We start from the raw sequence: 11,971 nt of genomic DNA, 5'->3' as shown, positions 1-11,971 counted from the left end.
CATGATTTTTGAGCGTCTTACAGTTTATAACTAGCCCGCACATAAAACGAGCGACCTATAGGATCTGCAAACCTCGGGTCATAGCCGGTTTGTGCATTCGGCGTCTGATTCGAGAACGGCGGATTGGTATTGAGCAGGTTCTTGATGCCAGCCGATAGCGTCAGGTTTTTGAAACCAGTGTAACTGGTCGCCAGGGTCCATATGGAATTGGCGGACACGTTTTGCTTGAACTTGTCTTCCACCAGGTTCTGGTCGGTGTAACCTCCCGAATAACGCTGGGATAAGGTGGCCGACCATGGCCCTTGAGACCAGCGGATTGCCGCATTATGGCGCCAGCGTACCACCCCGTTATAGACGCCTATGTTGTCAGGCGTTTCTCCGTCTATGGTCGTATAGGTATTCTTCAACACATAAGAACCATTGAACCAGCCGTCGATGGTGCCGAAGGAGAATGGTGACAGACGCCATTGGGCCGTCATATCCACTACCTGTGTCATGACTTCTCCCGAATTGCCCAGCGATGACACATTGATGTAGTCAAGCGCAGTGCCGGCAGCATTGTAGTGATAGCGATCACGGTACTTGTCGAAGTCGTTGAGTATTACCTCTTCGTACAACACCTGGCCGATTTGATCGCGAATCGAGATATTGGCATAGTCCAGCGACATGGTCAGTTTTGAATTGGGTTCAAATACCATGCCGAGCGAGTATGACTTGGCGCGCTCGGGTTTGAGATCACGGTTCCCGCCCACGTGGGTTGGCAAATTCATGTTGCAGGAGATATTGGGATTCACACCAGCTTTTGCTACGCCGCCCGGACACAGCAGGGGATCGTTGTACTGCGTGGACGTAATGCTGCTGACGATAGGACCATTCAACTCGTAGAGCGTAGGCGCGCGAAAACCGGTATTCATGGAACCGCGCAAAAGCCACATCTTGGAAGGTTGATAGCGAAAACCAATCTTGGGATTGAAGCTGTTGCCTGCATCGTTGTAGCGATCATAACGCGCAGCGACCTGTGTTTCAAGTTCACGGGTGATGGGAATATTGACTTCTGCAAAGACCGCTGAAAGACTGCGGGAGCCGCTGGTATCCTTGGCTGCAACCAGGCCGCTGGCACGGGATATCATCATCTGGTCCAGGGGGCCACGCTTGACAATGAATTCCGAAGTCTCGCGCCGTCCCTCAACCCCTACAGAAAAGCCCAGAGGACCGGCAGGAAGCTGCATCAGGTCGCGTGTCGCACGCATGTCGAAGCCGGTATTGCGGGCAGTTGCGGCAATGACCTGGCCGCGTACCTGTGAGCTTGCCAGCAAGCTTGCCCCGGCAGCATCCTGCATACCGAAGGGATTCAGGATACCGTTATTGATGCCGTTCTGTATCGCCTCATCATTCAGATAGCCTGCGCTCAAATCCTCGGTCACCCTGGTGCGCGCACTGGTAATGGAGCCGCTGAGATCCCATCCTGCTACCGTGCCAGACAAAGACGCCACCAGACGGTCAGAAACGCCGAGATTGGTCGCTTCACGACGGCCACCTTCGACCGTGCGCCAACTGACTGTCAGGTCTTCGCCGGTCAGGCCAGCAACGGCTGGCGTGCCGCCTGTGCCGCCCGGGTACCACTTGCTGCTGGAATGCATGATCAGGCCGGTCATCGGTGGCGGCGCGATACGGTTGATATTGGTACTTTCGCTATGCAGCAATTCCAGGCCGACCACGCCATCCGAACCGACTTTCATTGAAGCTTTGCCGAGGAAGCTGCTTTGCTTTGTTTCAGGAATGCCATCGACAAAGCGCGCATAATCCTCGCGACAGGTCTGGTTTGTTGTGCTCTTGATGGCATCTGGCGGCAGGCAACCAGATGCAAAACTTGGGTTGCCTGAAATGCCTGCGGTAGAAAAGAAATTGGCAGGAAAGGTCGTGCCACTGGTTTTGCTGATGCCTTTGTCTGGCAAGATTCCAGTGGCTGAAAATGCACGCTCCGTCACCATCATCCGCGCCTGTTCATGATGATCGATGGAACCGAATATATTGTAGCCATCTTTATCAAGATCACCGAAACCAGAGGTGATGCTGAAGCGTTTTTCCCTGGCACCGCTTTGTTGCGGCACGACAGCTTCCAGTGTCACGGTCGTACCCTTGACCGAACGCTTGGTGATAAAGTTGATGACACCGGCAATCGCATCGGTGCCATAGATATGTGAAGCACCATCACGTAATACTTCTATCCTGTCGATGGCGGCAAAAGGAATACTGTACAAGTCAACGCTGCTGCCGTCATAGGGGTGATTTGGCAGACGATGGCCATCCAGCAAAATCAGGGTACGCCCGTCGCCCAGGCCGCGCATATTGGCAGAAGATTTACCGCCGGTTTCTGCGCCGACGTTACCTGCCGCTACTGTGGTTTGCTGATTCATCGACAAAGAGGTCATGACTTCTTCTATCGTTGTCATTCCTTTCTTTACAAATTCATCCGCCTTGATCACGGTCACGGGCAACGCTGTTTCGGCATCGATACGCTTGATTGACGATCCCGTGATGGTAACGCGTTCTACCTTTTCTACTTCTTTTGTTTTATCGGTTTCCTGGGCTGATGCGTTAACAGTCATGCCGCCCAATAGCAGAATTGCACTGCCATAATGTAAACTTTTCTTAATCACTGCGTCTCCAGTCTTCTTGCTATTTGAGTGAATCACCGGCGCCTCTTGGTGTGCCGTGATATCGCTGCGTGATGAAGACGATGGTGATGCCAATGACTATACTTACCCATTGCATACATCAACTCCACATTGTGATTCAACATCAATCACGCAAATACGATGGAGCCGAGTATTGCCGCGGGAAAAAATCCCTGCTTTGCATTTCTTGCTGAAGTTATCGAAACCTGCTCAAAAAGCTTTAGTCAATTTATGCCATTTAGAGAGTCACTCAGAGGCTTATTTATAGACTGCAGTGGCAGCTACCGCCTGCGCTCTTTGCATGAAATAATCCTGTCCCATCGCGCCGCCGCTCTGATCCTGGAAGAAGCGCATCATGAAACCATGCTTGCTGGCGAGGGCGGTGTCGTCAGCAGTCCATTGCAGCACGCGCTGGGCATAGCCTGGCGTCATCATCCAGCCAAACATTTCTGCCTTGTCTTCTTCCGGGCCGTACAGTGCATAGCGGCTCACCATGCCAGCAGCAGGGTGGCCGAGGTTGACGAAGCCTTTGCCATAGGCTGTTGCACCACCACTGCCGTAGGACACGGTAGCCGGGTTCAGGGCCAGCCAGACAGGGTCTCGATAGTAGAAGTCCGCGTAGGTGCGGTGTTCGATGAAGTGATAGAACTCATGATGTATGCGCAGCTCCATGCCCGCCAGGCAGATGTCTTCATCGTTGTCGGAATAGACCACGCTGGCAGTTTGCGGTGCTGGCATGGCACGCCGCCGCTGACCGGCCACGCTGAGGTTCTTGACCAGGGCGATATCGCTCAGGCGCATGCGTTCAAACAGTACGGAGGGATAACGCTCCAGCGCAGGCAGAACGACGCTGAGCAGGCGTTGCAGGCGCAGCCTGTCGGCCTGGCTATCGATGAAGGTTTCAGCTTCAGGTATGGCCCATACGGCCTTCAGATGCAGGGCCGCCAGACGGGTTTCTGCCAATGCTTTTAATTCAGCCAGCGTGGCTGTTGCCGGGGCGACTGCAGCATAGCGAACTTCGGTGGGACACTCGGCACGCAAGCTGTCGGTTTCTGGCTGGCTGCGATTGCTTTCCGTAGTCGCCATTGAGGTACAGCCTGAGATAAAAAGCGAGGCGACAGCAGCATAGAAAATTGACAAGCGATGGCGCATAGGATGCATACTTTCTTCAGGCAATTTGGCAGAGTGGGAGAATGTGGCTGCAAAATACTTGTCTTTGCAGCGCGAGCATTTTATCCGAACAGACAGCCTGTCGCATTGTGCAGTGCCAAAGGCGCAACTACGCTACAAATCCTGCCAAAATTGCAAAATCCTGTTGTAATAAGTGCCTATCGTTTGTCAGGCGCAGCTGGCATGATTCCGTCTGAAGTTGGCAGGTGGCAAGCCATAGCGCATGGCAAAAGCGCGTGAAAAATGGCTGACGTTATTGAAGCCCAGGGAAAATGCGATATCAATGATGCGCGCATCACCTTCCAGTAAAGCCAGGCTGGCGCGCTCCAGGCGCAATTTCATGACGTACTGATGAGGTGGAAGCCCGACGGCTTTGCGGAACTCTCTAGAGAAATGTGATTCACTCATGGAACAGGAATCAGCCAGGGCAGCAATCGACACATCTTCGGCCACACACTCGGAAATATGGGCAAGCACTTTTTGCAGGCGTGTGCCGCACAGGCTGCTGGGCTTTTGTCCGGGCACTGATTGGGAATAATTCTCCAGCAAGTAGCTCGCCAGGGCAGTGATCATGCTGTCGCAAAACTGCTGCTCGAGTGGCCCGGCCAGCATCTGCGCATTGAGCAATTTTCCGACCAGGTCCATGACCATGCGGTCTGGCGTGAATGGGATGTCTGCCAGCAAGGACGGTGCTTCAGAATCACGCAAGCGACCCAGGGCACTGATGGCATTGGTGGGGATGAAGATATTGACGATGTCGCAGCTGCTCATACGCCGCCAGCGACCTTGTGATGTAGGTGGGCAGATGCGAAAGCGATTTGCGCCTATCATCCCACCGCAGACTGCTCGTTCGCCATTCCAGATTTGTGATTCCAGGGGTTCGAGCAAGACCGCAATGCGGTAATTATTGGCATGCGTGCCTATGGTTTGTATGGTCGTATCCGGCTTGTCGGAAGACCAGCGCACGATGGATGCCCTGGACATGGGCAGCGGGCCTATGCAGTTGCGCAAGGGGCCTGTGACGCCGCCGCGCCGGAACCAGTCAACCAGACCTTCAGGGTTATCAATTGTAGGTTCTGACATGTTGAGACCCCTCTCAGGTTTCAATTGCGGCAAATCTGACTTGTTCTAAAAACACGGCGGATACAAATTTTCTCGCATTACAATTGTTTTTCATGTGCTGTACCAGTATTGCAGCAGCTTTACTGCAAGTCTTGATTATTCTCATTAGTTGGCATGCCGAAATCAGCACAGTGATGTACCGGCCCACGATGATGTAGTGGCTGTGCCGATTTCTTGAAAATAATCGAGTAAAAGCATCAAGCCCTTTTTTGCATCCGATGGTTAACTTTGCGGCAGTTAAGGGACGCCGTTAAGGGACGCCGCTAAGGGAAGGCAAGCGATTTGCGCTCTCCATCACCAGGAAAATATTTCAATGACAATAGAAGCCGCTCTCGACGTACTTGCCAGCTTGCGCTTTGCATCCGATCTTTCTTTCAATTGTACTGGCGATGCCGTGTTCGCCAGCATACGCAGCGCCAGCAGCAAGGCCGGAGTGCCTAATCCCAGCCGTATCTGGCGGTTCGACGCGACAGGTGCGCAGCAACTCACAGACGGGCCGCACACTGCCATACTTGTCAGACCATCTCCCTGCGACGACAGGCTGGCATTCGCTTCGGATGATGATTGCCCGGGTAAGTTTGCACTTTTCCTGCGGGAGACGTCTGGTGAAGTAAAAGGCATAGGTCAGGTCCCCGGCACCATAGAGGATATACGCTGGTCTGCTGACGGTAATACTATTGTCGTGCTTGCTGCCGACCGTGGCCTGAACGGTGGCGCAACCCGTGCCGCTACCAGGATTTGGTGGGGCGATGCGCAAGAACCCGAACTTACGTCGGGTGATGGTGTACGCCGCCGGCTATTTCGTATCACGCTCGCTTGCGGCACGACAGAAGAAGTCGGGCCGAGTGAACATAGCGTATGGGAATTTGATCTGCTACCCGGTGGTGCAATCGTCATAGCTTCGCGCGATGCCAGCGAGCGTGGCTGGCATCATGCGCAATTGCTGCGCGTTGATTTTGACAGCCGTGCAATCACGGTCTTGCATACCCCTGTCTGGCAGTTGCAGGGACTTGCGGCAAGCCCCGACGGCAGCAAGCTCGCTTTCGTGGAAGCCTGGGCCAGTGATCGTGGCCTGGTGGCAGGTGAAATGCGCATACTTGATCTGGCGACCGGGCAAGTAGCTATTCATGGTCGCGAGCAGCAATTCAACCTGAGCTCTATTCATTGGCTGTGCAATAACAGGCTATGGTTTGCTGGCTGGCAAGGACTGGGTACAGTGTATGGCGTGATGTCAGTTGATGGTGATGTAGAGTGGCAACAGCAAGAAGATGCAACGCTGGGTGAAAATAGCTATACAGCCCGCATTGCAGTGTCAGCCAATGGCAAGATGATCGCTACCGTGCGCGAATCTACAGGCATGCCGCCAGAAGTTTACTGGAAGCAAATGCATGAAGCTGAATGGACGCGCATCAGTGACTTGAATTCAGATGTCATTTCTGCGCTCCCTGATTATCCTGCAGTGCATCATATCGCATGGCGTGGCAAGGATGGCCTGGCGCTTGAGGGTCTGGTCTTATTGCCGCTTATTCGTGGATCATCACCTTTACCGATGATAGTCGATATCCACGGCGGCCCCAGCTATGCAAACAAATACAGCTTCAATCCTGGCAGTGCCTTGCCCTATGTGCTGGCTGGCTTTGCAGTTTTCCTGCCCAATTATCGTGGCAATACCGGCTGGGGGCAGGAGTTCGCCCGCATGAATATCGGTGATCCGGCAGGGGCTGAATTTGATGATATTCAAGCCGGTATCGATCATTGCATTGCACTTGGATTTGCCGATGCAGAACGTCTGGGCGTCACTGGCAGTAGTTATGGGGGCTATCTGAGCAACTGGGCGGTGGCGACCACACAGCGTTTCAAGGCTGCCGTGCCGGTATCGTCGATTTCCAGCCATGTCAGTTGTCATTACGCTTGTGAACATGATTTCCATAACTTCATCAATGGCGGGCCATTGACGGATAAAGCCAATATGTACGTTGCCCTTGAGCGTTCTCCGCTGATGCAGATACTGAGGCAAACAAATGCGTCTATTACCCCTACCTTACTGATACATGGTAGTGACGATCGCTGCACGCCAGTGAGCGAGGCCCAGCAATTTTATGCAGCCTTGCGGGAACATGGCGTTACTGCCGAACTGGCAATTTATCCGCGTGAAGGCCATGGCAGTTTTCGTGAACACGCCAACCGCATAGATAGCTGGTTGCGTCGCATTGCCTGGTTTGAAAAGTATCTGAAATTGGATGAGGCAGTGGCATGAGTCGGATTTTCCAGATACTGAAGTACGCGCTTGCGTTATGTGTGATATCGCTGTGCGTGCCGTCGGTCGCATCCGCACAATCGACAGTAAATGTAAAGCTGGAGCAGGCTGTATTCAACGGGCTTACTGGTATCAAGCTGCGCAGCAATGCGCCCTTGAGCGGCATCACAGGTGCAGACGTTCTGGTCAGGCGTCCTGATGGTTTGATCGTCGCTCCCAATGATATTCTTGATGTCAAGATCAAGGGTGACGAGTTAGCTATCTCGCTTAGTGCTTCGGTTTTCGCCCGCGTCAGCGCGAAAGGCACAACCATCGCGACCCGCGCATTTGGCAAGTACGCAGCGACCCGGCCCATACCTGTATTGAAGACCGGTGAACCAACTGAGAACGGCTATCTTATTGGTACCAGCGGCTGGACTGATGAAGGCTGGAATACCATCGTCACTGATCCAGCTTTTGTTGATACGCAGACCGGGCAGCGTGGTATGTACCGCTTCAGCGATACCAGACCAGATCGCGACACTGGCGGACATCTCATCGCAAAAAATGCTACAGCGACAAACACACCCACTCTGCGCACAAAAACCATGCTGGTCTTGTTTGTGGAATTCCCTGACCGCAAAGCGGCTGATGCAGAAGCGCAATACAAGCAATACAGCCAGTTCGGCCCCTATCTGAATTATTTGCAACCAGCAGCTAACTGGTTCAACACCTCGTCTTATGGCCAGTTGCAACTTAAACTGGTCTCGCCTCAGCACAACCGCAAGCTCGATTGGCTGATGCTTGGGAAGAAAGCAAAGGACTATAAATGGGGTGGCAATACGGAAGATACCGGTGACATGTTTCACTACGCCCACGATGTAGCGCAACTCGCCTATGAGCGTTATGGCATACGCGTGGATGCCTATGATCTGCTGCTGATCATTCCTGCGCAAGGCAAGTCCGGTTTGCCCAATGGCCCGGCTACGATCAATGACCAGTACATGGGGCAGGCGCAAGTGCCTTCGCGTGTGGTACTGGTCGAGCGCGATGGCAAAGCCCATACGCTGGACAACTTCGTCACCGCCGGGAATGACTTGTTCATCTGGGGCTATCGCTGGCTGATCCACGAGACTGGTCATACTTTTGGCTTGCCTGATTTATATATGTACAAGCCTGAGATCAAGGGTGAAGAAGTTGATCGCTTCTTCTATGTTGGTGGATGGGACATGATGGGGAATATAGGAGGGCAGTCCACAGATTTTCTCGCCTGGCACAAGTGGAAAATGCACTGGATACGCGACGATCAGGTCGATGTCGTCAGCCAGGCCAGCGAGCTGCCCAGCCATCATGTCATCAGCCCGGTTGAAACGCCAGGTGGCAGCAAGATGGTTGTGATGCGCACGGGTTTGGCTACGGCTTACGTCGCTGAATTTCGCACCAGGCTGGGTGTGAATAGTGAGAACCAGCAGGCAAAGCAGGCAGGAGTATTGTTGTACAGACTGGATACCACGCTGCCTGAAAGCGGTGAGCAGCCTGTGCTGCAGATCATATCCAGACAGTATTACCATAGTCCTGAGGTAGGCGGCGAACGTAATTTGACCGGTGTCTGGCGTCCAGTCAACAAGAGCCTGGATGGCTATGAGCAGGGTGCGACCTGGCAAGCTGGTGATGTGTTTTCAGACCCGGCAACGGGAGTGACTATCCGTATAGACAGTATTGCTGGTAGCACTGATACATCAAAAACAGATGGCCGTATTTATACCGATGAAGACACGGCATCATTGACTGTCATCAAGCGCAGCAATGCACAACTGAGCCGCAAGGTCACATTGGCAAATGCGCGTCTGCACAAGCTCAGGGATTTGCATTTTACGGTTGATGTGGAACAAGCGGTAGGTAAGTCAAACTGGTTTGTTCTTCAACGTTCACGTTTGAGTAAAGAGCATGTCTTACTCAAACAAGCCAACGGAAAAATCATTTCGGACTATCAGATAAAGTCATTCAAGGTCTCAGGGCAGGAAGTGGAGATTGAATTCAAGCCAGGGACTTTCGCCAATGCACAGGCGGCCCGTGGCTTGCAATTAGCGACCAGACCTTATTTCAATATTGGTGCTGCGGCTGGCATACCTGTGCGTCTTGGACCCTGAGTGCATTATCCGGTCTCAGTTCAAGGCTCTTTCTCCGGCGCGCAGCGTCAAAACCTGTACACCAGTTTTTGTGACGGCCACGGTATGCTCGAATTGTGCAGATAATTTCCCGTCTATGGTAACAACTGTCCAGCCATCATCTTCGGTCTCGACATCATGACGGCCCTGGTTGATCATGGGTTCTATGGTGAACACCATGCCTTCCTTTAATATCAGGCCTGTGCGTGGCCGTCCCCAGTGCAGCACTTCGGGCGGCTCGTGCATTTCGCGGCCTATGCCGTGACCGCAATATTCTCTGACGACAGAGTAACCATTTTTCCTGGCATGGCTTTCAATGGCATGACCTATATCACCCAGCCTGGCACCAGGTCGTACGGCCTTGATGCCTTTCCACATGGCTTCATAGGTCACTTGCACCAGCCGTTTGGCAGACGCTGTTACTTCGCCGACCAGATAGGTTTTGCTGGAGTCGGCAATAAAGCCGTTTTTCTCCAGGGTGATATCAAAATTGACGATATCACCGTCCTGCAGAATTTCTGTTGCAGATGGCACGCCATGGCACACCACGCTATTGCGCGATGAATTCAAGGCATAGGCATAGCCGTACTGTCCCTTGCTTGCGGGGCGTGCCTTGAGTTCATTGACGATGAAGCTGTCGACCAGGTTATTCACCTGCATGGTGGACATGCCGATCAGGCTCAATTGATCCAGATGGGTAAACACGCTCGCCAGCAGCTTGCCTGATTCTGCCATCAGGGCGATTTCTTCCGGCCGTTTGGTCATGTCAATGCTCCTCTGAAAGCCAGGGGTTCTACGCCCGCGGCTTTCAGTTCATGCACCACAATCTCATTGAAAGACATGGTTGGGTTCATTTCGCACAACATGCCTATCTTGATCCAGAAAGCAGCTTGCGCATTAATGGAGCGGCAAGCCACAGAGCTGGCTTTGCGCATCTGGTCGTGCAGATCATCGTCGATGTTGACTATGCCCATGTGACATCCTTATATATGAAACGTATATGAATTATATAGTCGCTTTAAGTGCTTGCGCAAGAGGCTTATTGGAGGTCAGGCTGTGCTGTCTTTGTAAAGTCACGGCGTTTGGGAATGCTGCTCCCTCTGCAGTATTGTCGAACACGCACCAAATATGCCGTCCCTGTTTTAATAAAATAGCAATGCGCAGCGACAAGTTTTCCAGATAGGTTTTGTCATAACTGGATTTATACATGTGTGGACTGCCATGAAGCCGTAAATACACAGTAGACGCTGTGATGGGGAAGTTATCTTGCAACGCGTCATATCCTGCAATACCTGGATCTGCTGCGACAAGGCAAATTTCCTTTTCAGCCAGTAAGTCGAATGAAGCAGGCTCAAACCAGCTTGCGTGACGTGGTTCTAAGGCAAGCGGTGTTTTACTAAGTTGTTTTATCTGACAAAGAAATTTGTGCACAATCCCATAGTCGAATGGCAAACTGGGAGGAAGCTGTATCAACAAACAACCTAATTTTTCTTCCAGCCTGGAAGTTTCCAGAGTAAATTTTTGCAATTCATATTCACAGTTTTTTAAGCGCAGAACATGAGTAATGGCTTTGGGCACTTTAACTGAAAAACGAAATTCTGCAGGGACACTATTACGCCAGCGTGCATAGGTCGATGGCAGATGTGAGCGATAAAATGAAGAATCGATCTCAACACCCGTCAGGAATTGTGCATATCGTTCTAAATGCGTCAGCGTAGCTTCAGCATTCTTTGAGGAGTTTATTTCGCCCTGCACCTGCTCTAATGATGGAAATTGCTCTAATAATTGTTCATTTATCAGACCTGGTACATTCCAGCCTGCACAAGCGCAAATAAGGGACGGCGTTAGCGGTTGGCTCATATAGTAGACGCATGATTGGAATAAATAATTGAAAATGGTAGGGCGAAGATGCTGTTTTCAGTATCAGCGGTGTCTGAAAGACGCGTAAGAAAACAGGCCGTCTTAGCTTCTGTTATTTTTTTAACTCCGAATTAAGCGATACCAAGGCTGGCTTCTTCGTTTATCGGATTGTCATTGAGGCTACTCAGGCCAGGGACTGATAGATAGAAAACAGATTGCCGATGATGTGTAAGATGATAGGTGGCCAGACTGATCGTGTTTTATAGCGCACCAAACCAAAAAATATACCGTCGATGATGAGTATGATTTGCGTTGCCCCTTCATATTGCAGGTGCAAGGGTGCCCATATGAGTGATGGAAGGATGATGGCTGCGACTGCTCCCAACTTCTTGTTAATCCAGCTAAAGAAAATGCCTCGCCAGGCCATTTCCTCAGATATTGGCCCTATCACCCCAATTGCCAGTATGCGTATCAGCACGACAGACAATGGCAACGCGGGCCAGTGCCTGGCCTGGGCGAGATTGAATACCTCACTCATGACTTCTTCCAGGATGATTAGCAATATCCAGAGAAGTAAAAATACAGTGGCAGTAGATGTCCTGAAGACGCGAAAGCCAAAATCTTCACGTAATGAAAATTGACGGTAATGCGCAATCAGCAACATGAGCAGGATGCCTGCAGCAGGAATGGCCAGCTTTGTCAGTGCCAACATCCAGGTTTGATCAATCATGGAAAAT

At 51.9% G+C, this 11,971-nt stretch carries 9 protein-coding genes; 2 read left to right on the top strand and 7 right to left on the bottom strand.

The annotated features are described in order from the left end of the window. Positions 1 to 17: 17 nt before the first annotated feature. From AC07OI_RS00585 to AC07OI_RS00575, 3 genes are all read right to left on the bottom strand, one after another. Entirely contained in the window at positions 18 to 2,660 is a 2,643-nt protein-coding gene (locus AC07OI_RS00585; RefSeq protein WP_495255943.1) for a TonB-dependent receptor plug domain-containing protein, read from the bottom strand. Between the two features lie 276 nt (positions 2,661 to 2,936). Then, positions 2,937 to 3,764: a hypothetical protein gene (locus AC07OI_RS00580; RefSeq protein WP_495255942.1), complete on the bottom strand. Its 828-nt coding sequence runs from the start codon at positions 3,762 to 3,764 to the stop codon at positions 2,937 to 2,939. Between the two features lie 252 nt (positions 3,765 to 4,016). Beyond that, positions 4,017 to 4,931, bottom strand: a complete 915-nt coding sequence (locus tag AC07OI_RS00575; protein ID WP_492703730.1) for a helix-turn-helix domain-containing protein — start codon at positions 4,929 to 4,931, stop codon at positions 4,017 to 4,019. 352 nt (positions 4,932 to 5,283) lie between these two features. On the opposite strand from AC07OI_RS00575, the gene AC07OI_RS00570 reads away from it, so the two are divergent. Both AC07OI_RS00570 and AC07OI_RS00565 read left to right on the top strand, forming a co-directional pair. Next, the gene (locus AC07OI_RS00570; protein ID WP_495255941.1) at positions 5,284 to 7,227 is read left to right on the top strand and encodes a prolyl oligopeptidase family serine peptidase; all 1,944 of its coding nucleotides are present in this window, start codon (positions 5,284 to 5,286) and stop codon (positions 7,225 to 7,227) included. Further along, entirely contained in the window at positions 7,224 to 9,356 is a 2,133-nt protein-coding gene (locus tag AC07OI_RS00565; RefSeq protein WP_495255940.1) for a metallopeptidase domain-containing protein, read from the top strand. The genes AC07OI_RS00570 and AC07OI_RS00565 overlap by 4 nt, the downstream gene beginning before the upstream one ends. 15 nt (positions 9,357 to 9,371) lie before the next feature. Here the strand turns inward: AC07OI_RS00565 and map are convergent, their stop codons facing one another. The 4 genes from map to AC07OI_RS00545 form a co-directional block, all read right to left on the bottom strand. Beyond that, the gene (map, locus tag AC07OI_RS00560; protein ID WP_495255939.1) at positions 9,372 to 10,139 is read right to left on the bottom strand and encodes a type I methionyl aminopeptidase; all 768 of its coding nucleotides are present in this window, start codon (positions 10,137 to 10,139) and stop codon (positions 9,372 to 9,374) included. Further along, entirely contained in the window at positions 10,136 to 10,348 is a 213-nt protein-coding gene (locus AC07OI_RS00555) for a ParD-like family protein (RefSeq protein WP_110254862.1), read from the bottom strand. Before AC07OI_RS00555 ends, map begins: the two co-directional genes overlap by 4 nt. Before the next feature lie 31 nt (positions 10,349 to 10,379). Further along, positions 10,380 to 11,234, bottom strand: coding sequence for a DUF72 domain-containing protein (locus tag AC07OI_RS00550; RefSeq protein WP_495255938.1), 855 nt, complete (start codon positions 11,232 to 11,234; stop codon positions 10,380 to 10,382). 184 nt (positions 11,235 to 11,418) lie between these two features. After that, entirely contained in the window at positions 11,419 to 11,964 is a 546-nt protein-coding gene (locus AC07OI_RS00545) for a CPBP family intramembrane glutamic endopeptidase (protein WP_495255937.1), read from the bottom strand. Positions 11,965 to 11,971 lie beyond the last annotated feature (7 nt).

This window comes from Undibacterium sp. GW821-FHT07F11 (assembly GCF_059418665.1).
This window is presented reverse-complemented; position numbering and strand designations above follow the sequence as displayed.

What these genes read in the sequence shown, in the direction of transcription:
- AC07OI_RS00580 (WP_495255942.1), bottom strand. Translation starts at nt 3,764, where the DNA reads ATGGCGACTACGGAAAGCAATCGCAGCCAGCCAGAAACCGACAGCTTG.
- AC07OI_RS00575 (WP_492703730.1), bottom strand. Translation starts at nt 4,931, where the DNA reads ATGTCAGAACCTACAATTGATAACCCTGAAGGTCTGGTTGACTGGTTC.
- AC07OI_RS00570 (WP_495255941.1), top strand. Translation starts at nt 5,284, where the DNA reads ATGACAATAGAAGCCGCTCTCGACGTACTTGCCAGCTTGCGCTTTGCA.
- AC07OI_RS00565 (WP_495255940.1), top strand. Translation starts at nt 7,224, where the DNA reads ATGAGTCGGATTTTCCAGATACTGAAGTACGCGCTTGCGTTATGTGTG.
- map (WP_495255939.1), bottom strand. Translation starts at nt 10,139, where the DNA reads ATGACCAAACGGCCGGAAGAAATCGCCCTGATGGCAGAATCAGGCAAG.
- AC07OI_RS00555 (WP_110254862.1), bottom strand. Translation starts at nt 10,348, where the DNA reads ATGGGCATAGTCAACATCGACGATGATCTGCACGACCAGATGCGCAAA.
- AC07OI_RS00550 (WP_495255938.1), bottom strand. Translation starts at nt 11,234, where the DNA reads ATGAGCCAACCGCTAACGCCGTCCCTTATTTGCGCTTGTGCAGGCTGG.
- AC07OI_RS00545 (WP_495255937.1), bottom strand. Translation starts at nt 11,964, where the DNA reads ATGATTGATCAAACCTGGATGTTGGCACTGACAAAGCTGGCCATTCCT.